This window comes from Streptococcus raffinosi, assembly GCF_030284685.1.
Taxonomy (GTDB): domain Bacteria; phylum Bacillota; class Bacilli; order Lactobacillales; family Streptococcaceae; genus Streptococcus; species Streptococcus raffinosi.
Map to the genome: position 1 here is coordinate 72,725 of NZ_JASUZV010000004.1, position 24,289 is coordinate 97,013.

The window sequence follows — 24,289 nt, forward strand, 5'->3', positions numbered from 1 at the left end:
TTAGTCCTCCTGTTTAAAGAGTGTACCGATTTTAGCTCCTTCCAGGACACGAAGGATATCACGTGGATTTTCACCGTTCATCAAAACCATTTGGCTATGATTCTCAAAAACCATCTGGGCAGACTTAATCTTACTCATCATACCACCCGTACCAAACTTACTACCAGCACCACCAGCCGAGGCCAGAATTTCCTCTGTAATCTCTGGTACATAGCTACGAAGGGTTGCATCTTCATAGATATTAGGATTCTTATCAAAAAGTCCATCAATATCTGACAACATAATCAGAAGGTCTGCACCTACAATCTTAGCTACGATAGCTGACAAGCGGTCATTATCACCAAACTTAGTCGCATGATCCATCTCATCTACGCTGACAGCGTCATTTTCATTAACGACTGGAACCACTCCCAGTTCAAAAAGGCTGTCAAAAGCGTTAATGGCATTAGAGAGACTCTCAGGATACTCAACCACATCTCGAGTTAAAAGAAGCTGAGAAACCTTTGTCTGGTAATGTGCAAAGACCTGAGAGTAGAGGCTCATCATGGCAACCTGTCCAACACTTGAGACAGCCTGCTGCTTGCCAACTTCTACCGGTCGCTTATCAAGGTCCAGGACATTAAGACCGAAGCCCATAGCACCAGAAGATACCAAGACGACTTCAATCCCCTTATTATGCAGGCTGGAAATCACAAAAGCCAGTTGATCGATTTTTTCAAGATTAATTTTTCCTGATGGCAAAACCAGAGAGCTAGTCCCGATTTTGATAACCAGGCGTTTTACTGAGTCAAAATTTCGTTTCATATTTATGATTATACACTAAATCCAGGCATTTTAACATATTAATGTATAAGTTTGCATATAAGGAATTGTCATAAAAAGAGTCCCTCCTATTTGGAGAAACTCTTTAAACAATCTGGTCTAAGCAAAAAACATAGCTCTAATGCGTTTCCAACGCTTGCGATCTCCAAAAAGGTAAACCATTAGGGCAACTAAGGTTAGAACCACAGCTGTTATCGCATTAACGGCAAAGGCTATCCAAACCTTGCTGACAAAGAAGACAATCCCTCCTAGCAAGGCAGCAACGATGAGGGTAAAAATGAAAATTCCCACAAAAAGCCACTGTCCACCACCTCGATTAAAGAGTTGGGTGACTTCCTGCCAATTCAATTCCAACAGTTTAAGGTCCCTCTCGAAGAAATAGCCTCCTAGCAGATAGGTTGAGACAAGGAATCCAAGGATGAAACTAAGGACTAAAACGGGATGAAGGTGAGCAAGGAAAAGCAAGCCAAGTCCTCCTAACAAGAGGGAAATACCAACTTGCAAGCTATAAAATAGCCAAAACTTCTGACGAAGGTAGGCACCCGTATTGATTGGCAAACTACGAATAAAATCAAAGTTTGTCCCCTCCAAGGAAGTCGCCACCCCTAGAAAACTGGTTGGTTGTGCTGAAAAAAAGCCAAAGGCCATCCCGATTAAAAGCAGGAGTCCAAAATAATCCGGTCCTAAATCTTTCAAAAAGACTGCTCCACCACCCATCATAACCATATATAAGATTGGCACCATATAGGTATTAATAATAAGGGTGGGATTTCCCAAGGTAGATAAATGGTGACGAACCAGGACCTGTCGCTGGCTACGAGTCACAGCCTTGGCCTTTACCTTACTAGCTTTTTGACTATAGAGGGCCTCGTGGAAATAGCGAGGCATTCTGACCTTATAAAACCAATAGGCTAAGAGGAGCACCAAGGCAAGAGGAAGGTAAAGATTTAGGAGGGCCTCCATAGACAGCGGGGCAGTTACGAGATCATAGTAACCTCGCAAGTAAGGGAACAAAGGAAAATCGGCATGTCCAGCACCCTTAATATAACCATTTATAAAACTAACCAACATAATAGGCAGCATGAGTAATAGGGTTGATAGGGTCATCAGGATAGTCGAATAGAGCTTTTGACGAGAGCTACGAACAATCAAAGTCCCAATGCTGTTGGCGAGAAGGACTGACAGAACGAGATTGACAAAAAGACAAAGGACAAAGGCAATTAGCCCTACAAGTATCCCCAGTGGACCAATAAATTGCCAGTAAGCTAAGAGGAGCAGGCTAAGAAGAGGAACCATAAAAGTCATCCCAGTCATAAAACCTGATAAGGTCTTAGCTAAAAAGACTTCCGACGGTTTCAAAGGTAAGGGCAAATAGACCTTGCTATCCTTACTGTCATAAAAGGTGCTGTAGAGAGCTGTGAAAGTCTGAACTAGCCCCATAACCGTAAAGGTCAAAAGATACAAGGTTAAGACACCAGGGTTGGCCTTGTAATCAACACCGATAAAAAGGTAGCTATAGAGCACCGTAAAAAGAATTAAAATCAAGAGTTGCTGCCTGAGCATGGCATTTACAATGGAGAAATTAGCTTTTTTCTTTTTCTCCTGACGTTTCTGAAGGCTAGTGACAGCTTGAGGATTCGCATAGAGGAGATTGATTTTGAAAAGCTCCCAAACGTGGTTCCAGTTCATGACTACACCTCCTCGACCTTGCGTCCAACCATTTCTAGATAGATGGATTCTAAATCCTTGTCAGGGTACTGAGCTTTCAGTTCAGCTAAGGAGCCTTGGAAGATGAGTTTTCCTTTCTTCAAAATACCAATGCGCTCACAGAGTTGCTCAGCTACACTCAGGACGTGGGTTGAGAAAAGGACGCTATTTCCCTCCTTGGCATGATGACGCATGGCTTCTTTCAAATCATAGGATGCCTGTGGGTCCAAACCTGTCAGAGGCTCATCCAAAACCCAAATCTGTGGATTAACCAAAAGAGCACCGATAACGACAACTTTCTGACGCATACCGTGTGAGAAGGAAGAAATGAGGTTATAGCGATTTTCAGTCAAATCAAAGGTAGCCATAAGATCAGTTAAACGTTCCTCAACCTGACTAGCTTCCAAATCATAGATACGTGTCAAAAAATACCAGTAGTCATTGGCAGTCAAATTCAAAAATAAATCTGGTGAATCTGGCACATAAGCGATTTTTTTCTTAATAGCATCTCTGTGCTGACTAAGAGCCATATCATCGACGTAAACCTCTCCGTAGCTGGCCTCAATGATAGATGTCAAAATAGAAATGGTCGTGGTCTTACCAGCACCATTATGGCCAATCAGACCAAAAATTTCCCCATCACGAATCTCTAGATTAAGATCTGAGAGGGCATCCTTATCCTCATAACGCTTAGTCACATGTTCAAATCGAATCATTTTTTATCCTTCCTTGAGCACTTATTTAATCATAATGCCATTTTGTTGTTTTTTTATTAGGGTTAAAATTAGATTCATAAGCTTATTTTTCATAAATAATAACTTAAAAACCGCTAAATAAAAGATTGGATAGCGTTTTCTACTAATTTCTCATTTATTGTATCATTTCAAAGGTACAATTTCAAGAAAGTCTTTGATATTACTTCCTGTTTTTGCATTCATCCTTTGATAAGGATAGACTTATGGTATTTAGTATCAAGAGGGGGTAAAGCACTAATGCCAACTGGAATTATCATCAATTCGCTATCAATTATATTAGGAGGAATCGCTGGAGGGCTCTTCGGCGACTATCTCAGAGAAGACTTCAAGGAAAACCTTAATCTCATCTTCGGTCTAGCCTCAATGATTATGGGGATTAGTGCTATTATGAATATGGTTAACATGCCTGCCGTTATCTTTGCGGTAGTTATCGGTACTATTAATGGACTGGCCCTAAAGTTCGGAAACCTCATCAACAAGGGAGCTGGGCTTATGGAAAAAGGCTTGTCCAAAATTACGCCAAGTAAGAAAACCGGACTGGCTCACGATGAGTTTTATTCGCAACTCTTGACAGTAATCGTCCTCTTTTGTGCAAGTGGGACAGGGATTTACGGGAGCCTTGAGTCTGGGATGACAGGCGATGCTTCTATCTTAATTTCCAAGTCTATCCTAGATTTCTTCACGGCTATGATTTTCTCTTGTAGTCTGGGTTATATCGTTTCCATGATTGCCATTCCACAATTCATCATTTTTTTCCTCCTCTTTGTGAGTGCTGGTTTCATTCTCCCTTTGACGACAAAGGCCATGATTGGAGATTTTAAAGCTTGTGGTGGCTTCCTTATGATTGCGACTGGTTTTCGTATTATGAAACTGCGTCAATTTCCAACCGCCGATATGATTCCAGCCATGATACTGGTCATGCCGATTTCCTGGGCCTGGGTCAATTGGGTAGTGCCTTTGATTAGTTGATATTACGATTAAAAGGAACAAATACCGTCAGTCTAGTGCCGGCGGTTTTTGTCTGTATTTACTGTCGTTATGGAGTTCATCTATTAAAAACTAGTAACACTTATGCTGTTTATTTCTAATTTTTCTAACCTTGTTTAGATTAAGATGAGTTTGTTATAATAACCTTCGTAGGTCTAAGCGACCTACAAGATACTTTTTTCATAACCGTTTCCATCTTCTAATATTTTAATGAACTTACAATACTGATGGAAATTTATCGAGAAGACTGGTGGAGACACCGGTCTTTTTTACTTGGTTTGGGAGACAAAAACCATTCTCTCACTATGAAAGAATGGTTATGCGATAACTTATACTTCTACGACTTCCAAGTCTTTTCCACCTAGGAGAATGAGGTACTTGTCGACCTTGTCCACCTGATAGGCTTGACTGAGAGCCTGGGCATAGAGGCTCATTTGGCCTGTGTAGCGCTCTTTAATCTCACTTGGGTGAGTAAAGCGGTCCGTCTTGTAATCAAAGAGGACAATTCGATTTTCAAGAAGGAGGTAGCCATCGATGATACCACGGATGACAAAGTTTTCTTTACTAGCTGGGTCTTCTGCCAACATGGCAAACGGTGCTTCACGGCGTAGTTTATCTCTATTAGCTAGAATGAGCTTTCCAAGTTCGGTGTCAAAGAAGCCTAAAAGCTTTTCTAACTGCACACGCGCCTTGACTTGGTCATCAGCAGATACTCGCCCAAGAGCTTGAGTCAAATCTTGGAGGGTCACAGTATCAGAAAGAATCAAGCGTTGCATGAGTTCATGGGTAGCAGAACCAACCGCAGCTCCTGTAACTTTCGTTTTTTGGCCAAAGTCTGGTAGCTCAAAAGTAGTGGATGTTTCAAGAGGTTGGACTTCCTCTTTCTTGTCCATGATATCTACACCTTCTGTATCCATAACTGGTTCGTAGAAAGTCTTCAGCTGACTTGGAGTACGCACCGATGGTAGGTCAATTGCTGGTGCATAGAGTTGGTTGAGTTTTTCAACGCTTTCTAAGACCGTTAGGGCACGCTTAATGTCTTCCGTCTGGCGATTGTTAGATAAATCATCAGCATTTACTGCTGCTTGAACTTCAACCTGTCCAATAGCTTCTGGGATCAACTCCTCAGCCTCAACAAAACTAACAGCAAACTTGAGGTCCTTTCTCATAAAAGCAGTGTCCAGGGCCATAATCCAGTCCTGATAAGTAGATAGTTGGTCCCTCAGAACTACTGGTAGACGATTATTTTCAACATCAGTGCCATATTGCTGGGTTAATTTTTCCTTACTGCCCTTCCCAACAAGGTAGAGCTTTTGCTCTGCACGAGTCATTGCAACATAAAGCAGACGCATCTCTTCAGAGATACTTGCTCGACGCTCTTCCTTACGATTTTCCTGAAAGGTTAGGGTCTCCAGAACAACATTCAACTTGGGCAAATTAGTGTTTATCTGGTCTTTAAGGTCAGCTAGATACTTAATGCCAATCCCATTTTCACGGTTGATAATGTACTTACCACTCAATCCATCCTTGCTGTGACCGATGAACTTGCGATTCATCTGCAAGACAAAAACATACTTAAACTCCAGTCCCTTAGCCTTGTGAATCGTCATGAGGCTAACGGCATTTTTAGGAACCAAGTCTGTCACTTCTTCTAGATCGTTACCGCTAGAAATGATCTTGTCAATCATACCGATAAAACGAGAAAGTCCCTTAAAGCCGGTCGTTTCATAGGCATTAGCACGCAAGGCAAGGGCGTAGAGATTAGCCTGACGTTGCTCGGCTCGTGGAAGGCTACCAACATAGTCGTAATAGAAACGGTCGTTGTAAATCTTCCAAATGAGGTCATAGAGCGAATGCCATTTACTATAGTCACGCCAATCTGCCAATGTCTCTGTGAAAAGAGTCAACTTGGCATCAAGTCCTTTCGTCACGACTTCCGGATGAAGACCTGATTTCGTATGGGATGCAAGAAGCTTGTCATAGAATTGCCCCTCATCAGCCTGGACAGCGATACGAGCCAGGTCATCCTCGTTGAAATGAAACATCGGTGAACGAAGGAGGGCAACCAAGGCATAGTCGTTAAGAGGATTATTGATGGCACGAAGGGTGTCCAACATAATCATGACTTCTAGTGACTCAAGATAACTTGACTTGTACTCGTCAGGAACCAAGGGAATTCCGTGCTCCTCAAAGCTCGCCATCAAGTCCAGATAGGTGTTACGGGTTGGTGCTAGGAGGGTAATGTCCTCAAAACGGACTCCCTGCTCGTGAAGTTTAATGATTTCTTTGATAACCAAAGAAATCTCACCACTGCTGATAGGTTGATCAGGACCTTCCTCGTCAGGATTTGCACCGGTTTCATCACTATTGTAAATCAGAACCTCAGTCTCATTTTCAGGATGGGGCTCTTTTTGCTTCTCGCTACCCGCTACCAACATATGAGTCTTGTCATAAAGGATATCCCCGATTTCCTGGTCCATGAGGTGGCTGAAAACACCATTGGTCGCATCAAGAACTTCAGATTGGCTACGGAAGTTCTCTTTAAGGAGAATCAGCTTACCAGCATCTGGATTGTCAAGGAAGAGCTGAAACTTGCCATTAAAAATCTGAGGGGCTGCCTGACGGAAACGATAGATGGATTGCTTGATATCTCCCACCATGAATCGGTTGTGACCGTTAGAGAGGAGCTCCAACATGCGCTCTTGGGTATGGCTATTATCCTGATACTCATCCACCATCACTTCATGGTAACGGTCACGGTAGCTGGCTGCCACCTCAGGATTTTCCTCCAAAATACGGATGGCGAAGTGGGCAATATCCGAGAATTCAAAGGCATTTTCCTGAATCTTTGCCTGTAAATACTGGTCCGAAAAATCAAGTACAAAGGCCTGAAGCAGCTCTAACAGAGGTAGGATGTCATCATTATGCTTGGTCAAAACCTCGAGAACGGTGAGCTGGCTATCAACCTCTCGTAATTGGGCCACAAACTCATTTTTGGTCTTGTTGTAAGCCTCCTTGTAGGCCTTGAGTTCCTCGTCTTTAGGACGGGTCATATTTGTCAAGCCAGTCCCTCCTGACAGAGTCAAGAGTTGTTTGAGCAAGTCCTCCATATCGGTTTGGTCATTGGCCAAGGCTCCTTCAAGAAGGCTAATGGCATCTGACACATTATTCAGATACTTGGCCTTGGCAAATTCACGCTGAGCTAGGCCTAGATGGTCTCTTAAGAAGGCTAGAAAATCAGCAATCAAGCCATCTTTGAGACCCTCTAAAAGCTCAGCTTTAGCCTTGGTTGGATTGGCCTCTGCCTGCCCTTTCAAGAGATTTTGACGCAACCATTTTTCAGGACTTGCAGTGGCCTGAGAAAAGCTATAGACATCGTAAACTAGCTCACGAAAGGCCTTACTGGTCTTGCCACTTCCAGCAAAGTTACGGACTAATTTTTGGAAAAGCTGGGCATCCTTTCCCTGCATGTAATCGTTGAAGAGATCGGCATAAACTTCATTTTTCATCAGTGTCTGCTCGGCAGGGTCCGTCATGATGCGGAAAATAGGTGACACACCCAGGAGATAGCCAAACTGATTGACCAATTTCTGCGTGAAGGCATCCATGGTTCCAATATCAGCCGTCCCAATCTTGGCAATCTGGTCTGAAAGAAAGGCACGCTCTTCATCCGTCTCAACTTGTCCAAGCTGCTCTGTCAAACGCTTTTCCAGACGCTCTTTCAACTCACCTGCAGCCTTTACCGTAAAGGTTGAAATAAAGAGCTGATCAATACCAACACCACGTCCAATCATATCAAGGATACGTTCAACCATGACAAAGGTTTTCCCTGATCCGGCCGAAGCTGATACCAAAATATTAGTACCATTACTGTAAATAGCCTCAATCTGCTCAGGTGTTAACTTACGTTCCTTGTCAGAAGCGACTTCTTGAGCAATACGCTCCTTAATCTCTGCTGGACTTAAAAAATCTTTAGTCAACATGGTTGTCCTCCTGGTCTTTTTTGTCTGCTTCTACAGCTTTATCAGCGGCTGAAAAGAGGATGGTATTTTCAGCAACTTGCATCTGATTCTTATCCTCAGCTTTTGCCATCAACTCCAAATAGGCTTCCTTCTTACCCTTTTTTGGTAAACGTAAGAGCTTCCTAGCCTGTCCCATGTGACGGTCAGCCTCGAAATGAGTAATAGCCTTGATTTGATCCCCTTGAACAGACTTGCCATCCTCGGTATAAGGATTAACTGCAAAATTCCCACTTCGGATAATCTTCGCCGCACCTGTAAAGAGTTTAAGATTATAATCCAACAAGGTCTCTAAGTCCTCCTTGTCATAGGTGACAGTCTTTTGTAAATCATAGTTTCCACCAGCCAGATGCTCTGTTTCTGAAGCTACAAAGAGCCCCTTATAGGTCAATTCCTTATTAGCCTGAGCTGCTAGCTTATCCAGACCAAACTGGACTAGGTTAAGTTGTGGGTCCTGCATGTGAAGATACATGGCCCCAAAAAGCTGGTCAGCATCGACCTTATAGGTTTGGCGGAGGGCCTCCAGATAGGTCACCAATTGCGGACTAAGGCCATTGTAGAATTTCTGAATGTCAAAGACATTTTTACCTGATTTGTAGTCAACGACACCCAGAGCCCCATCCGTTAAACGGTCCACACGGTCAATAATCCCTGTAATCTTGATGCTATTTGCTAAAAGCAAGTCAAACTTGGCTTCTTCACGCTCAACTTTAACAGCTGCATTGTCACGCAAAACACTGGCAGTTGAACGGGCGATATCTTCCAAGATTTGACGAGACAAGCGACTCTCTTGGTCCTCTGTATAGAGAATTTCAAAGGGTTGTTCCTGATTGGTCTGAGCAATAGCCTTTTCCAATTTATCATCGAAGTTTTCTGACGAAGAATCACCCATCACACGCTCAAAGACACGGTGTAAGTAAGTCCCGTGGTGTCGAGCGTCCGGATGGATAGATTCCAACTCTTCAAGTTCCAAAACATAGCGCAAGAAATAAAGATACTGGTTGTTATAGAAGGTCGTCAGAGCCGAAGCTGACAATTTCAGTGGTTCTTCTCCCGGAAAGACCAGCTGCATGACCTGATCATCGACCTTGGTTGTCGTCACATCGTCAATTACCTTTGGAATCAAAACCTGTTCCTTATCAAGTCGCTTACGGAGATAACGCACGGCAACTGACCAGAAAGTCTGGGTTTCCTTGTCCAAATCAGTATCTAAATGACTACTGTTAAGGGCAATAACAGTCGATAGGAGGTCCTTATAGTTCCCAATCTGGTCACCCTTAGCCTCGAAACGATTACGTCCCTTTTCAACCAAAGGAAGACCAAGCTCAAGAAGTTCCTTCAAATAAACCGACATGTCATCCAGCGTCTCATTAAGAATTTGTGGCTGACTGAGCACCAATTGTTCACTAGCGGCATTGAAAAGCGACATGGCCACGAAATGCCCTCGCTGATTGTTACTCTGCGTGACAATATCCAAACTCCTGTGCTCATCCGTCGCCTCATTGATACGACTGCGTTCCTCATCAGACAGGAGACTCTTATTTTGCCCGACCTTAGGAAAATGTGACTGAGTCATGCCCAAGGCGAAGACATAGGGAGCTGAATGTGGCTGGATCAAATCGTATTTCTTCACATTGACGACATCGACTGTGGCTGGGACTGTACGGTAATCACAGGCTAACATCCCTGAACGCAAAATAGACAAAAAGTCGTCCACTGACAGCGATTCGTCTCCAAAAATAGTCTCAACCTGCTCTAAGAGTTGGGTGAAAGCCTTCCAGACCTGTTCATTCTGTTCTTTTTCAGCCTCACTGGCCTTGGCGGTCAAAGCAGCCATCTGACTTGGCACTTGCACAGTCTCTAAAAAGGCCACAAGTTTCTTAAGCAAACTAGAACCCTTTTGTTTGCGACTATTAAGCAACTTGTCCAAGGGCTCTACCAGTTGTGACCTCAAGGCATTGATACGATCCAAATCATACTTATCACGACTATTGGCCGTAAAATCAGACAAGAACTTGTGACGCCCCTTGATATCTGCAAAATTGACATAATATTCAAAAATGTCCAAGTCCTCCTGAGCAAATCCACCATAAAGACCAGATTTTACAAGGTTAAGCAAATCCTCAGCACGATAATTATAGCGCTTGATACGCTCTAGCGAATCCACAAACTGCACCAAAGGATGGCTGGACATGGTTTCTTCCTTACCAAAATAATAGGGAATGTCAAATTTTCGGAAAATCTGACCCACTTGAAGCTTGTAACTCTCCTCATCACCAAGCAAGACTAAAATATCCTTGTAACGTTTGCCATCCGCTAGTAACTGACGAATACTCTTGGCAACCTGAGCCACTTCTTCCCTTTGATTGACCACTTCCCAAACTTGCAGAGCTTCTTTGTCCTGATCAGTCAGCTGTTCATCTATGGTACTAAAATCATGACGACTCTCCAAAAGGCGACTGATATGTGCAAAAGAAGGATTGCCCTCCTTGTCCGTCGTTACATAATCTGGTGTCACCTTATAGGTCTGAGCTAAAATCCTCAAAAAATCAACTGAGGCCTGATAAACATTGCCATAGACAAAGTTAGCCTTATAGGCTTTTTGACTGGCATAGGTTCCCACTACAATCTGGTGGCACTTCTCATTCAAGAGGGCAATCAGAGCTTCCTCCTCAGCTGAAAAACGGGTAAAGCCATCAATGACCAAAACCGTGTTACTCAATGCCTTATCTAAATGTCCCGAGTTAATTTCCTCAAAGAAGGCGCTGAGCTTGGATTGATTGTCAAAATCTCCTGCCAACAAAAGGTCTTGAGCCGTACTGAAAATCTTTACCAAATCCTCCTGCTTCTCTGCTTGGTCCAAATACTGCAAATCCAGAATCGTCACATTGGCCTGTTGCAACTCTTTGTAAAGATCCACCAATTGGTTAATAAAATTACTATCCTTACGCAAACGACCATAAACCTTGAGCTCATCATCACCCATGTGCGACAGCACCTTATAAAAAATCATGGCCAGACCGGTATCATCCAACTGGGTTTTAGGATTACTCGTATTGAGAATAAAATACCTAGCCATCTGAGTAAAACGAGTCACCGTAATCTCAAAGGATGCTGATTGAGGCAGGTACTCCAAGACCTTACGCTCCTTCTCAAATGACAGGGCATTAGGAGCAATATAAAAGACTCTCTTTCCCTTTTGAGCATGGCTGGTCGCCTGCTCCGTCAGAATTTCTGTTAAATCCTGAGACATATCCGTATAAAGTAATTTCATAAGACGTCCCTTTCTTATCTATCTGCCAGTCGTTGGGGCTAAGCAAAAATTATCATTTACTTAGCACTAACAACCATTAATCCTTGCTATTATAACACAGAATCAAGCAACAATCAGAACCCTCCCTTGTCACCTTTCTCCTCCAATGTCCTAAGCTTCAGACATAAGCACAAGCACGACAGCAAAGAGCCCTCCTTTATGGTCCTATAGCCCAAAAAGAGCCAAATCCTTTGATTTGACTCGAAATCTTTATTTAAAAATCAATTCCTGTTTAAAGAGGTAATCACCACTACTTGTTACCAAGTTGGCATCCCCATATTTCTTAAGAATATCCTTGGCCGAGTGAAGGTTAAGTCCAGAGGTCTTCTTCTGATTTTCCTCCTGCATAATAGCGTCAAGGTCAACTCTTTCTTCCTGCGTTCGATTTTCCATGACGAAGTGGTAGCTTCCATCCTTATCGTGTTGGTGAAAACTAAAACTGATTTGAGCGGTTGGTACTTGCTTGCTCTCGTCAATCGCATTACTAAAGAAAATAGACACTAGCAAGGTTAAATCAACCACATTCATAGCAAATCCCTTGATTTCCTCAGGAATGTCACAGGTCACTGGAATATTATTACGTTTAGCCTCCATCATACGAGCCGAAAGAAGGCTACGCAGAGGTAGAGAATGGATATTTTCCAGCTTAGGATTCTCAACGACACGGAAACGTTCAAACTCCTTGGCACTCTCTCTTAAAACATTTTGATAAACCTGTTCAGCAAGAGCCTCTTCCTGGTCACGTACTTCTTCCGAAAATTGTTCCACAACCGTCTGATAAGACTGCCTGTATTGTAACAACTCATTATAGAGAACATCGATTTTCTGATTAGCCTTGGTCAAACTATTCAAATGCCTTTTTTCCTCCATAGCCAAGCTCTCTTCCAGATATTGCCTAGACAATTGATTGAGGTGGGCAATAAGAAAAATAAAGGCTATTGCTGACAAGAGAACCCAGAACATACGCAGCCGCAATTCCAACTCTGGAGAATAGAACGGAAACCAAACATCCAAATTCATGCAAAGATAGATGCCCAACAAATAAATCGCCATTGCCAAGGCAACACGTCGAGAAATCTGAATATTGTGGAGAGAATCATCGCTATAGACCTTCCAACGTTTCAAATCCAAGCCCAAAAAACGGTTAAAAATGAAATAGAGTGGCAGAATCATACTATAGGTCAAGAGATAAAAGAGAGCATTACTCCCCACCTCAGCTACAGGAATATTCAAGAGAAGCGGGAAAAAGAAAAGTCCCAATAAACGAAAGAGTAAATCCGATGTCACCACCGGAAACAAGGTATGAAAGGCATACTGCGTTAACGACCAGGTCTTCCCCTTGGCAAGAACTGCCAAAATCATCAGAAGAAAGACATCCACAACAGTCGTCAGATTCGTAATATTGTATTGAATAGCCACATCAAGCAGGGCCAAAGTCAAAAATACCGTCCAGGAGATACGAATATCCGTCATCCGCCTGAAAATGATACAGTTAATTGTCAGCGTCAGAATAATCTGGACAGCCAAAAAGGCATCTGTATCATAAAGATTTAAAAAATTAATTCCTAAAAACGATTCAAACATTTAATCTCTTCCCCAAAAAATTTCCAATGACTCGTTTAGTATTCAAATTGCTGTCTATAAATCAACTTGTCATCCTTAAAACTAAACTTAGACTGAGGATAACGTTCCATAATATCCTCAAGCTGTTCATTCATTGACAAGCCTTCTTCACCTTCCTTATATGCTCCCCTTGCTTCACCTTGAACAAGAGTCACCTCTACAGAGAGAACCTGCTCCTCACCTCTTTGAAAATACGACAGGCGAACTAAGCACTCTTCTTGACCATGCGCTTTTAGCAAGGCATTGTCCAAGAAAGTTGACAAAACCCCCGATAAATCCACCACATCAATATGAACTGGTGAGATAGGATCCGGAATTTCTAGGATAAACTCAAGTCCCACAGCGTGAAACTCCATATACTTACTCTCAATCACAGACCGTAGCAGTTGAGAATGGATATTGGAAATATCTGGTATAACTTTTTTGAAAGGAACTTCCTCCTCAGATAGACTCTGAGAATCCCCTTCTTGACTAGTTGCCAGAACAGTCTTAACCTTTTTAGGCACAGCTACCTTTGGAACACCATCACGGTAAAGTTCCTGATAAAGGTGAAGGATATGCCTACTAGACTCCTGCAAACTTTGGAAATGACGTTCCTGTTCTTCCTTCAACTCTAGAAAAAGTTCATCCTTAACCCATTGGTTAGCATAAGACACGACTAGGAAGAAGGCCCCTGTAGCTAATAAAACAACCAGCTTAGCATAATTGTTAACCACTTCCACAGGCCAGATAGTAGCGAAATAAGGCAAAAAATCATTTAAAAGGCCATATGACAGAAAAGCAAAGCTAACCCCGATAACAATCGGAGTAAAGTGCAAACGTAAGCGTTCCTTGTCTTCAACTTGCAAATAGTCATAACCAATAAAACGGTGAATCAAAAGATAAAGTGGGTAGGTAGCTACCACACACATGAAAGTCGTTAGAGGCTCTGGAATGTGACTGACCAAATCATCCCCTAAAAGCAGAGGGAGGATAAAAAACGAGAGTCCTCGCATGATGATGTTAGTCGTTCCCCAAGCATAGAAACTGTTAAATACTGGCTCAATCCACGGCAAATCTGGACGTTTGTAATAACTAAAACAAAACAAAATGAGAGGATTAAGCAAAAATTTGAATCCTATAGGAAGAATCGGTGTCAGAACAACTGAAATAAGGCCACCCACCAAAAGTAGCCGCCAAGAAACCTTAACTCGACCGGCCGCATTGAACATCAGGTAATTCACCAAGAAAACCAAGAGTGTATCAATAAATGTCAACCAATGAAAGTCTTTTAAGACAGCAAGCAGCCATTCGACAATAGAAGTCATTCTTTTTCCCCCCTCCCTTAACATGAATTAAGAAGCTTTCTTAGAAAGCATCAATACAACACTACTCATTATATAGCTTTTTAGAAGTTTTCACAATAATTAATTTTTAAAGAAAGTCTATTAAACGTCTAATAATCCACTTATTCATGTAAGAAGAGCTGTCTTATTAAATTAAAGTTACAAATGTAACATAAAAGGTTGAGATAATTTTATCTCAACCTGTTAATCCCTGACATATTCCTTTAGAAACTTTTCTAAGTGAGTACGGACGTCTGCGACCTTCTTAGAAGTTCCAAGACTAATTTTTGAGCCTAAGGTCTCAAAAATTCCGAGTGGCTGAAAAAATCTAATTTCAGCCACTTTACTCACAGCAGAAAGTTTCTTAAAATGCTTGCTTTGCTGGCATAAGCCATGATAATTGACGTTTTTTAATCATGTGCCATCGCCAATTGTAATTAATAGACAGTCAGTCTACGTTTTCAATCTTATCTCAAGCTTGTAGCTTTAATAGGCCTAGTCAGCCTTATAGTAAAATTGTTTGGCATCTGATTGTGTACCTCCTGATTGAGTCACTAGGATACGATCTTTAGTATTATCTGAAGCATCAGGGTAATTTCCTGATACATTCGGCAAGGTCGTACCTTTCGGGATGAAAAAGATGATTGCACCATACATTCCTGTTCTTAGACTCGCTCTCAGGTACCCATTTTCAAGACTAGAATTAGCATTTTGAACTTCATAATCTGTTGGTGACGTTACTTGATTCTTCGAAAACGTCAAGGTGTTACCATTCCCATTCTTCCAAGTACCCTCAAGGCTTTGGAAGTTATTGTCCTTAATAGCAGTAACATCCATGCCAGTTTGCTCAGTCTTAGCGTCTGTTTTTGATTCTGTCTTAGCTTCTGAGGAGCTTGACGAAGTTGATGTTGATGATGTTGTTGAACTTTGTGAAGAACTTGATGACTCTGAGCTTTCAGACTTTCCAGCACTAGAATAATGCTTGAGCAACTCTTGGTAGGCTTCTTGCATATCATCTGGAGCTACCTTATAAGTCTGAACAGCCTTCTTATCGTAATTGCCAATCCAGTAATTAGTCACATAATAAACGGTACCATTAGAACCTAGAACAATTTGGTAAGAGTCCTTGTCTTGATCAACCAAATCCTTATAGAGCTTGTTGTAGCCGTTATAATTGCCACCCGTCTTGTCATCAGCTGAAAAGTCCTTGAAGAGGGCTTTTTGTTCCGCATCATTGTCCTCATACATGGCATGTTTTTTATCCTTCAAGGTATAGAGACGGAAGGATGACGTTGGGCTATAGTCTGCAGTCTTACCACTATTTTCATTAATTCCAAGGGCAAAGGAATCAACCCTATTTTTATAGTCCTTGAAATCATAGTTTGAAGCTTCTTTACCATTGACGATACCACTAGGAACACCTGAGATATTTTCATAACCATCCGCATTGATAAGGTTGGCTAAAATAGTGATGTTTTGGCTACTGCCTTCTTCCTTAGGTGCCTTAAACGAAAGGAAGGTCGGGCTACCATCGTTGACCTTGGTGATGCTATCAAAACTGCTTTGAACCAAGACGGCATCTTTAGCATAGTCAGACTGATAAAGCCATTTCCCAAAAGCTTCCGTGATGGACTTAATATCCTCAGTCGAATAGTCCGCAACATAAGTGGTTTCCTTATCACCATTGACATCAGTTTTGGTCTTGATATCTGCATCTGGCTTGTTGGCATCGTTTGAAGACGTACTTGAGCTGGCATCACTACCTGAAGAGGAACTGCTTGATTCCAAAATATCCTTAATGATACTCTTAACCTCACTACTTGAAGAAGTTGATGAAGCCTCGCTAGACTGAATAACTTCAGAGCCTCCTTCAACCTGAGTATAGGTATCTGAATCGGTCATTTCAACCTTGGCATCACCCCCAGGCACCATACTTGGTGTAATACGGATAGTGCCGTCTGAGTTTCCGTCATTTCCGGCCAACTTAAAGCTCAAAGAACGGTCTTCGCCAGCTTGGGCATTAGCCTGGTAGGTATCCCCAGTCTCCGTATTTTTGACTTCGTATTTGTCACCCTTGACCTTGCGAACTTCAAAACGGACCTTATTTCCTGTCTTCTTGTCAACCACGGTTGTGGCATAAACCCTAGAAGAAGACGTAAAAGCCGTACTCTGGGTGTATTTTCCAAGTACCATGAAGACCAAAAAGACAAGTAAGGCCAAACCGATAAACTTTTTATGTTTAAATTGTTTCATGAGGTCCTCCTAGATAAACAGATAGCCGACAACATAGCCAAAAAGAGCGATACAAATCAAAAGCAAAATTTCTAAAACTAAAAACCAACTAAACTTGAGATCCCCCAAACCAAGCTTAGACAAAACTTGTCTGAATTTGGACTGTTTCTGTCTGCTCAAACCACTAGAGAGGGCAAAGCCAGACTTAGCAGCTTCTGCCACTTCCTTATCACTTGGCTTGCGACCATGCTGCACTTGGAAATCAATCAGCCATTCATCATATTGTTGCATTTATTTCTCCTTCTTCTGAAGTGTGACGAAAAAGAGTAGGGCATAAACCAGACAATGAAGCACCAAGGCCCACCATTGACCCCGGAAATCACCTGTAGACCCTTGAAAGGCCTCTAGCTGACTCTTGGATACAGGGACACCGTACTTAGCCAAGCTAGATGGCAGGTCTGACAAATCACTAGAAATCCCAAACAGCTTATGGCCATAACCCAGATAAATAAATTTTTGCACCCAATCAATGGCTTTGGGCAATGATAGGATAGTCCCTGACAATGAAAATTGCATGATACCCACAACAACTGCTAGGATAACAGAGGTAATTTCAGATTTTCCAACTAAGGCTGAGATGAAGAGGGCAATAAAGTGCGAGGCCAAGAAAACCAGAAGCACTGTAATGCCAACTTCCCAACGATAGGAAGAAAAGATATGACCAGCATCTGGAAACTCCTTGTCAAAGTACTTACTAAAGATAGAGTAAGAAAGGATAAAGACAATGGTTTCCAAAACAGCAAAGAAAGCGTGAATCCCCATGCTGGCTATGGCAAAGGCCGAACGACTCAGGCCTGAGAAAAAGTCACGGTTGAGAACCGATCGCTCCTTGGAAATATAAATACTGTTTTGAACCACAATCAAAAGACTGGTTGAAAAAAGTAAGAGAAAGAGCGTCATTCGAGTTGTTTCGAAATCTTTCAAGAATCCCTTATCTTGAATGTAGAGGATTAGGCCTTCAAAAGCGACGATGCCTAGAAGAACCTTAACAAAATCCATGTAGTGGTGTTTAAATTTATACCAACTTAATCGTAATGCTGCGTTCATAAGTCTCCCTAAATTTTGTAAATGCGTGTTGAAGCATTGAGCTCTTGATAGACATCTGCGATATTCATGTCCATGTATTTACGAATCATGTAAGGATCGCTGGTCTTATATTCCAAAAGCAACTCTTCATAAGTCCCTGCAAAAGTCGGACGTCCCTTAGACAAGAAAATAATTTTGTCAAAAATAGCCAAATTTTCCGTATTGTGGGTAATAACCACAATAGACTTATGGGCCGACTTAGCCAAGATTTTCAAGGTCCGTAAGAGATTACGGTCACTAAGGGCATCCAAGCCGGAAGACGGCTCATCCAGAATAAAGTAAGGACTAGGGCTAAGAAGCTCGATACCAATGGATACACGGCGTTTTTGCCCACCAGAAAGCTCGGAAATTTTCTTGTTGGCAAATTCCGTTAAGCCCAAATCTTCCATGATGCCAGCGATGCGTTGCCTTTTAGTCGATTTACTGCTTCCTTTAAGATGGTGGGCCGCATAAAAATCAAAAGTCTCGGACACCTTAAGATACTCCCGAAGCAGATTCTGTTGGGGCACATAAGACCAGGAACGTGAGCCTGCTGTCACAGGTTTTCCATTTTCCAAGATACGAAATTGTTGGCAAGTCGGTTTGAGCTGACCAAGGAGAATCTCCGTTAAGGTTGTCTTCCCAGAACCAGAAGCCCCAAGGATGCCGACAACTTGACCAGTCTCCATCGTAACATCCAAATCTGTAAAGAGCTGGTTATCATTTCCCTTATATTTAAAACAAATATGTTCAAATGTTAATTGATTGGTTTCCATTAAAATCTCCTAAGACATAAGTAACATCAGGGCCACAATAAGGACGGCTCCGATGATAAGAACGATAACATTGATGTTGAAGAAGAGAATCAAGCTTAATAGAATCACAAAAGATAGGGCCGCAAATAGGTAATTGTTTAAAGATGACTCTTTAGCCTGAGTCACCCTAACAGGTGCAAAAGGGATTTCCTTTTTAGCAGACACCTCTACCCTCTTAGGAATCGGCTTTTGCTCAACTTCTAAAACCTTTCTTCTAGCTTGTTTGAGTTTTCGATCGTATTGAAATTTTTCATAATCTGAGAAAAAGAGCTGGCGAATCGTGTAAAGTTCGTTGCGCAGACGTTCTCCTTCTTGGTCCAGGGTTCCATTGGTCCAAAGCTCCTCTAGTTCCTCACGTAGAAAGGATAGGGCCACGAAACAGTCTTGAGCCGACATTTCGGGAGAAATACGATTGCTGACCGCTCTCAAATAGGACAATTCTTGTCCCGTCTCTGTATCAATTGCTTTGTAATAGTCTATCATGAGATGAATTTAGCAAAAATAGCTTGAAGTTCTGACAAGTCTTCCTTAACCACTTCTTGGGTTTGACTGACTTGTGCGTTGACTGAGAAGCGTGCCACAACAGTCTTGCTTCTCGGATCAGACACTGTCACTGTAACAATTTGTTCTGAGTCAAAGGCATAAGTAACTTGAGCCAAGAGCTCACCTTTCTGACGTGGCTGTGCAACCTGGCCTTTCACTTCTCCTAAAATCTTAACGGCAAAAGGATTTTCATAATTACCTTCTGTGATACGTAGTTTGAACTTATTCTGTCCATCTACAACCGCAAAGAGGTCCTTAGTAACGGCCAAAGGCAAGACCGAGTTACGTGGAACCACAACACTATTGTAGTAGTCACCCACAAAGCTATAGTTCCTGTTAGGGTTTTTCTTGAAGAGCAGACCGATTCCCTGAGAGGTCACATCCTTGACAACAACCCTATCTGTCTCAGTTGTCTTACCGTCCTGATGCTCGGAGAAACTAACCTCATTGTTGACAATAAGATCGGCTAGAATAGATGCTCCCTGTGCCACGATAGTATCTGGATTCAGGTCAAACTTAGGTTCCAAACCACTCATTAAGCGGATCATTTGACGAATCATTGGCATCCGTGTTGACCCACCCACAAGGAGAATATGGTCAATCTCTTCCCACTTCAAACCGGACGCTTGAAGGGTAGACTGTACCTTAATTTCAGTATCTTTGAGGAGGTCCAAGGTAAGTTCATTGAAAATCGCCTGGGTAATCAAGACACCATAACCTTGACCATTGACATAGTGCTCATAGAGAGCTTGGTCATTAACAGATAGGCTAGTCTTAATTTGCTCAGCCTTATACTGAAGTTGGATTTTTTCCTTCTCAGAAAGGTTGGTCATATTGACCCCTTGTTTTTCCAACTCCTGCATGATGTAGCCAACAAGACGTTTGTCAAAGTCAATCCCACCAAGACGTGAATTCCCGTCAGTTGCCAAAATATCATAAGCATGATCAGCCACGCGCATGATGGTAACGTCAAAAGTTCCCCCACCAAGGTCGAAGACCAAGACATTTCCTTGAGCATTTTTAGTGTGGGCATAGGCAATAGCCGCAGCCGTAGGCTCATTGATAATACGCAAGACATTAAATCCTGCAATACGACCAGCATTCTTAGTGGCCGCACGTTGATCAGACGTAAAGTAAGCAGGCACAGTGATGACAGCATCCTTGATGCCGTCTGCTTGACCTATTTCTTGACCAACCACATAAGCACGTTTACGGAATTCATTCAAAACCAAGGCTGAAAGAATAATAGAATTAACACGTGTGTGATCCGGTGTGTCACTGGCAATCGGACGACCAATATCACGTTTGAAGTCAAATTTAAAGTTTTCTGTACTTCCGATTTCTGTTCCACGCTCGATAGCTTCCTTACCAAAGGACACATGGTTTTTACCACCGATATTTGAGAAGTAGACCGCTGAACGCAAGACCTGATCGTCATTCGTTCCCATCGGAATAATCTCTGGTACATCTTCACGAACAACAGCCATGACCGAGTTGGTTGTTCCCAAATCAATACCAATTGCTTTTTTTCTCATAACAATTTCCCTTCTAGTCTCATCTTGAGTTTATCTGACTGTCAGTCTTAGCAGGTATTCGCCTAGATTTTTTAATGTCATTTTCGTCACATAAAACGCCAATAGAGTATAGTCATTCCAGTCTAGTTTTTCACTATACTATATTATCACAAATAAAGAGACTATAAAATAGGAAAAGGGGAGTGAGACCGAACAACTTTTCAAAAATTGTTCCTTGTCCCACTCCCTTGAGAGTCAATTAATCTGATAGACTGGATGAAATTAGAAATATAGGAGATATCATCTCACTAATTGTCTTGCTTTATAGTTCGGAATGGTTTTACTAGTCGCAACTTCTCTCCTAACTTAATCAATCACATTCTCACCAACATAAATAATTTCTAAATTACCCAAGGAAACATCCCCTTTGATGTAGAAGTCCTTGCTAGTCAAATTGCTTGGATTTTCTTGGTGTTGAACAGATGAGAGCGAGTTGTCCACATTAACATGAACTCGCCAATCACTAGGCACATAGAGACTAAGACTTCCCAGCGAAACGTCCACATCAAACTGGGCAGACGGTCCTTCAATACGGCAGTTATCAAAATAGACCGATGCTTCTCCCAGACTTACATCCGCACTTCCATGAGTAAAGTGTTGGTCATTGAGATATTTGGTCACCGTTGAAAAAGTCACATCAATATCATTACCATCATTTTGAGCGTCTGAGCCGGCGGCATAAGAACCAAAACGGTTTTTCGCTTTACCTGAAGGTTTGAAGAGAATATTCAAGCCAATAACTGCAAGGATAGAAGAAAGGATAACGACAGAATTGGATACTGGAAGAAAATGAAACTGTCCATTGAGTGAAAAGAGGGCCAAAACACCATAGATGAAGCCCCAACCAAAGTGGCGCTTCAAAAAACTAGAAAGGGAAAGAACGGCCAACAAGACCACCCAGGCCAGCATCCAAATGCTAATTTCCCATTTTACAAAATAGCCCTGCAAAACTACCAAGACTGCTAGAAGGATTAAGAAAACCCCAATTAATTTTTTTCTCATCATGTTACCTCATTTCGTTTAATCGTTCTTTTAAGACCGGATAGTAGCGTCTTGATACATGAACCTGCTTATGGGTCTGATAGAAATTAACCGTGCTGGTCCCTGAAAAAGACTTCTCTAAAGAATAAATCTGCTTTACGTTGACAATGGTTGATTTGGAAATCCGACAAAAGGTAATCGGAAGCAGTTCTTCTAGCTCATAGAGCTTCTGCTTGACCTCATAGGCCTCGTCCCTGGTATGCCCATAAATCTTCTCCCCATCTGTTTCAAAAAAGAGAATCGTTTCCAAATCTAGAAAGTACTCACTACGATCCTGGTAAAAAGCTAAAGGGGTCAACTTTTGCTTTAAAATGGACTCCTGGAGCTGCGCTATTTCTTCTGTTAATTGAGGAGCTCGAATCAAGATTTCAGGCTCATCTATGGATGGATCCAATACGATGCTAACTTTCATAATACTCCTTTCCTGTACTTTTAATGGTTTCATTATAGCAGCTGCTTTAAACAAAACAAGGCTTTTCAGGTAAGTGGCTCAGTTTTAGCCCTAAGAGGTTAGTTAAGGCAAGCAAAAAGAACTTGGCAATAGCCAAGTTCTCCACTTGTTAGATTGAGGTTTGAACCCCTTAATCATTTTCTAGTTCACGGTTGACTAGTCAACCGCAAAAGAAGCTGCTATTTCACGGTATCTTCACGGCTCACATGTTGTGATTCGCCAGCCTTACCGTTGATACGATAATCACTGTAGTCAGAACTACTACTGCTAGAATCACTATCATCATCGCCGACGTATTCCACATTACAAGTCCAAGAGATTTTATCTTTAATATCTCCTGATGACTTAAATTTCGAATCATAGCCGTAATAGAAGTCATAGACTGCCGTGAAAGTTACTTTAAAGGTCTTTTCACCAGTCTGAACAACATCGGTCACATCAACGTCTGAGAAGGTAATACTATCAGCGGAACGGTTTTTGGCTCCCGTAGTATTTTTATCAATATCAGCGATAACATCCTTATACATGGTATCATCAGTACCATTAAGGAAAATGTCGGAAACACCATCTGGAGTCGTGTTATGGTTTGAGGCATAACTGCCAAATTTACCGTAGGCTGCTGTCAAAAGACGGTCTGCCGTATCACGGTCAAGAACTCCGTCAGCATCAAGAGTAACTGTTTGACCTTCAGAGATTTTCTTAATAGACAGTGTCTCAGTCTTGATAGAGCTACCATCGTCAAAATTCTTCTTAACGTAAACAGCTGAAGAGCCGGCTACTGCTACCTTGTTGACATCCAATTTTCCTGAGCTGAGGGTTCCAACCTTGGTACCACCAACATAAAGGTCCCCATCTTTAAGATTAGATTTAACAGTAAAGCTGAGATACTTCACTGAAAGGTTAACTTCGGTCCTAGATGTGACATTTTCTTCAGATGACACCGTGATATCCTGATCATTGACCTTACCAGAAGCCACAAAATTGTAAGTTCCTGGATAGAGGTGTTTCAGCTCAGCGGTGTAGTTATTTCCATCTGTAGTACCATAAGAAACACCATTGATTGTCAGATTCAAATCAGCTGTATTAACCGTCAAATCAACTGTTCCAGGATCAACCACGACTCTCCACTTTGGAAAGATAAGAAACTGGCGTCCAACCTTTTGCATACGTTCACCAGACATGAGTTGGCTCTTGCTATAGGTTGTTGTGTTTTTGGTGTCTGTATACTTAACTTCAGATGTTTTAATTTCTTTTTTAGTATCAGACCACACCTGGTATTCCAAACTATCCTTGAAGCTCTTCTTAGCAGCTGTTTCATAACGCTCTGCTACTTGACCTCGTGAGTAATAATAAGATCCAAAGCTGTAGCCAGTAAGGGCCAAGACTGCAACAACAATACCAGCAATCATCAAGATTTTTTTACTCTTAGCCATGGCTGGCTTAGCTGGTTTGGCTGCCTTGCCATCTGAGATGAATTTATGGATGGTTGACACATCATATCCCGAAGACTTACCTAGAAGAAATTCCTCTGGAAGAGGCTGACGACCAACATAGGTCTTAAAAGCCTTCATCCAAATGGCTTGTGCTTCTTTAGAAGCAGACTCTGACTTTTCTTCAGATTGATTCTGACCTACTTGAGATACTGGTGTAAACTCTTCCGTTTCTGAAGGAGACGCTTCCTCTTGGTCGTCAAGTGAGACATCATCAAACACTTCCTCAGCAACGTCGAACTCATCAACTTCTTCTGTTGGCTCGGGAGCGGCAACTTCTTGATTTAGACCCATAGCCGCAATGCCTTTAATAGCCTTTAAATCAAAGTCTGCTTTTTGGCCTTCTTCAATTTCCAAAACATGAGGCGGACGACCAACTGCCTTTTCAAATAAATTAATCCACTTTTCTTTTGTTGCCATAAGGACTACTCCTATAAACTTGCTTTTTCAAAAAATGCTAAAGGTTT

The 24,289-nt window shown here is 42.0% G+C and carries 17 protein-coding genes; 1 reads left to right on the forward strand and 16 read right to left on the reverse strand.

Annotated features, from left to right (window positions below; translation table 11 throughout):
* The 3 genes from proB to QRD39_RS03840 all read right to left on the reverse strand — a co-directional run bounded on the left by proB (position 1) and on the right by QRD39_RS03840 (position 3,245).
* The gene (gene proB, locus QRD39_RS03830; protein WP_008535530.1) at positions 1-804 is read right to left on the reverse strand and encodes a glutamate 5-kinase; all 804 of its coding nucleotides are present in this window, start codon (positions 802-804) and stop codon (positions 1-3) included.
* A 117-nt stretch (positions 805-921) separates the two neighbouring features.
* Positions 922-2,511, reverse strand: coding sequence for an ABC transporter permease (locus QRD39_RS03835; RefSeq protein ID WP_285955729.1), 1,590 nt, complete (start codon positions 2,509-2,511; stop codon positions 922-924).
* Between the two features lie 2 nt (positions 2,512-2,513).
* Complete coding sequence (locus QRD39_RS03840; protein ID WP_285955730.1) at positions 2,514-3,245, reverse strand: ABC transporter ATP-binding protein; 732 nt, start codon at positions 3,243-3,245, stop codon at positions 2,514-2,516.
* 276 nt (positions 3,246-3,521) lie between these two features.
* Here QRD39_RS03840 and QRD39_RS03845 point away from each other — a divergent pair, with 276 nt between their 5' ends.
* Complete coding sequence (locus tag QRD39_RS03845) at positions 3,522-4,253, forward strand: DUF554 domain-containing protein (protein WP_285955731.1); 732 nt, start codon at positions 3,522-3,524, stop codon at positions 4,251-4,253.
* Between the two features lie 347 nt (positions 4,254-4,600).
* Here QRD39_RS03845 and addA read toward each other — a convergent pair whose 3' ends face one another.
* The 13 genes from addA to QRD39_RS03910 form a co-directional block, all read right to left on the reverse strand.
* The gene (addA, locus tag QRD39_RS03850) at positions 4,601-8,254 is read right to left on the reverse strand and encodes a helicase-exonuclease AddAB subunit AddA (RefSeq protein WP_285955732.1); all 3,654 of its coding nucleotides are present in this window, start codon (positions 8,252-8,254) and stop codon (positions 4,601-4,603) included.
* The gene (gene rexB / locus QRD39_RS03855) at positions 8,244-11,564 is read right to left on the reverse strand and encodes an ATP-dependent nuclease subunit B (protein WP_285955733.1); all 3,321 of its coding nucleotides are present in this window, start codon (positions 11,562-11,564) and stop codon (positions 8,244-8,246) included. Before rexB ends, addA begins: the two co-directional genes overlap by 11 nt.
* 249 nt (positions 11,565-11,813) lie before the next feature.
* The gene (locus QRD39_RS03860) at positions 11,814-13,187 is read right to left on the reverse strand and encodes a GHKL domain-containing protein (RefSeq protein ID WP_285955734.1); all 1,374 of its coding nucleotides are present in this window, start codon (positions 13,185-13,187) and stop codon (positions 11,814-11,816) included.
* A gap of 35 nt (positions 13,188-13,222) precedes the next feature.
* Complete coding sequence (locus QRD39_RS03865) at positions 13,223-14,533, reverse strand: ATP-binding protein (protein WP_285955735.1); 1,311 nt, start codon at positions 14,531-14,533, stop codon at positions 13,223-13,225.
* 513 nt (positions 14,534-15,046) lie between these two features.
* Positions 15,047-16,804, reverse strand: coding sequence for a DUF6287 domain-containing protein (locus QRD39_RS03870; protein WP_285955736.1), 1,758 nt, complete (start codon positions 16,802-16,804; stop codon positions 15,047-15,049).
* Between the two features lie 9 nt (positions 16,805-16,813).
* The gene (locus QRD39_RS03875) at positions 16,814-17,074 is read right to left on the reverse strand and encodes a hypothetical protein (RefSeq protein WP_008535541.1); all 261 of its coding nucleotides are present in this window, start codon (positions 17,072-17,074) and stop codon (positions 16,814-16,816) included.
* A complete protein-coding gene (locus QRD39_RS03880) occupies positions 17,075-17,890 on the reverse strand; it encodes an ABC transporter permease (RefSeq protein ID WP_285955737.1) in 816 nt (271 codons plus the stop codon).
* 8 nt (positions 17,891-17,898) lie between these two features.
* Positions 17,899-18,684 carry an ATP-binding cassette domain-containing protein gene (locus QRD39_RS03885; RefSeq protein ID WP_008535543.1) on the reverse strand — a complete coding sequence of 262 codons (786 nt, stop codon included), beginning with the start codon at positions 18,682-18,684 and terminating at the stop codon, positions 17,899-17,901.
* 9 nt (positions 18,685-18,693) lie between these two features.
* On the reverse strand, positions 18,694-19,206 hold the full coding sequence (locus QRD39_RS03890) for a hypothetical protein (RefSeq protein WP_021152553.1): 513 nt from the start codon (positions 19,204-19,206) through the stop codon (positions 18,694-18,696).
* Positions 19,203-20,801 (reverse strand): Hsp70 family protein, encoded by a 1,599-nt coding sequence (locus QRD39_RS03895; protein WP_285955738.1) that lies wholly within the window; start codon positions 20,799-20,801, stop codon positions 19,203-19,205. Before QRD39_RS03895 ends, QRD39_RS03890 begins: the two co-directional genes overlap by 4 nt.
* A gap of 345 nt (positions 20,802-21,146) precedes the next feature.
* Complete coding sequence (locus QRD39_RS03900; RefSeq protein ID WP_285955778.1) at positions 21,147-21,842, reverse strand: LiaF transmembrane domain-containing protein; 696 nt, start codon at positions 21,840-21,842, stop codon at positions 21,147-21,149.
* A gap of 4 nt (positions 21,843-21,846) precedes the next feature.
* Positions 21,847-22,293 (reverse strand): LytTR family DNA-binding domain-containing protein, encoded by a 447-nt coding sequence (locus tag QRD39_RS03905; RefSeq protein ID WP_285955739.1) that lies wholly within the window; start codon positions 22,291-22,293, stop codon positions 21,847-21,849.
* Positions 22,294-22,511: 218 nt separating this feature from the next.
* Complete coding sequence (locus QRD39_RS03910) at positions 22,512-24,242, reverse strand: zinc ribbon domain-containing protein (RefSeq protein WP_021152556.1); 1,731 nt, start codon at positions 24,240-24,242, stop codon at positions 22,512-22,514.
* Positions 24,243-24,289: the final 47 nt, after the last annotated feature.

Excerpts from the sequence above, each read along its gene's own strand:
- proB (WP_008535530.1), bottom strand. The coding sequence starts at position 804 with ATGAAACGAAATTTTGACTCAGTAAAACGCCTGGTTATCAAAATCGGG.
- QRD39_RS03835 (WP_285955729.1), bottom strand. The coding sequence starts at position 2,511 with ATGAACTGGAACCACGTTTGGGAGCTTTTCAAAATCAATCTCCTCTAT.
- QRD39_RS03840 (WP_285955730.1), bottom strand. The coding sequence starts at position 3,245 with ATGATTCGATTTGAACATGTGACTAAGCGTTATGAGGATAAGGATGCC.
- QRD39_RS03845 (WP_285955731.1), top strand. The coding sequence starts at position 3,522 with ATGCCAACTGGAATTATCATCAATTCGCTATCAATTATATTAGGAGGA.
- addA (WP_285955732.1), bottom strand. The coding sequence starts at position 8,254 with ATGTTGACTAAAGATTTTTTAAGTCCAGCAGAGATTAAGGAGCGTATT.
- rexB (WP_285955733.1), bottom strand. The coding sequence starts at position 11,564 with ATGAAATTACTTTATACGGATATGTCTCAGGATTTAACAGAAATTCTG.
- QRD39_RS03860 (WP_285955734.1), bottom strand. The coding sequence starts at position 13,187 with ATGTTTGAATCGTTTTTAGGAATTAATTTTTTAAATCTTTATGATACA.
- QRD39_RS03865 (WP_285955735.1), bottom strand. The coding sequence starts at position 14,533 with ATGACTTCTATTGTCGAATGGCTGCTTGCTGTCTTAAAAGACTTTCAT.
- QRD39_RS03870 (WP_285955736.1), bottom strand. The coding sequence starts at position 16,804 with ATGAAACAATTTAAACATAAAAAGTTTATCGGTTTGGCCTTACTTGTC.
- QRD39_RS03875 (WP_008535541.1), bottom strand. The coding sequence starts at position 17,074 with ATGCAACAATATGATGAATGGCTGATTGATTTCCAAGTGCAGCATGGT.
- QRD39_RS03880 (WP_285955737.1), bottom strand. The coding sequence starts at position 17,890 with ATGAACGCAGCATTACGATTAAGTTGGTATAAATTTAAACACCACTAC.
- QRD39_RS03885 (WP_008535543.1), bottom strand. The coding sequence starts at position 18,684 with ATGGAAACCAATCAATTAACATTTGAACATATTTGTTTTAAATATAAG.
- QRD39_RS03890 (WP_021152553.1), bottom strand. The coding sequence starts at position 19,206 with ATGATAGACTATTACAAAGCAATTGATACAGAGACGGGACAAGAATTG.
- QRD39_RS03895 (WP_285955738.1), bottom strand. The coding sequence starts at position 20,801 with ATGAGAAAAAAAGCAATTGGTATTGATTTGGGAACAACCAACTCGGTC.
- QRD39_RS03900 (WP_285955778.1), bottom strand. The coding sequence starts at position 21,842 with ATGAGAAAAAAATTAATTGGGGTTTTCTTAATCCTTCTAGCAGTCTTG.
- QRD39_RS03905 (WP_285955739.1), bottom strand. The coding sequence starts at position 22,293 with ATGAAAGTTAGCATCGTATTGGATCCATCCATAGATGAGCCTGAAATC.
- QRD39_RS03910 (WP_021152556.1), bottom strand. The coding sequence starts at position 24,242 with ATGGCAACAAAAGAAAAGTGGATTAATTTATTTGAAAAGGCAGTTGGT.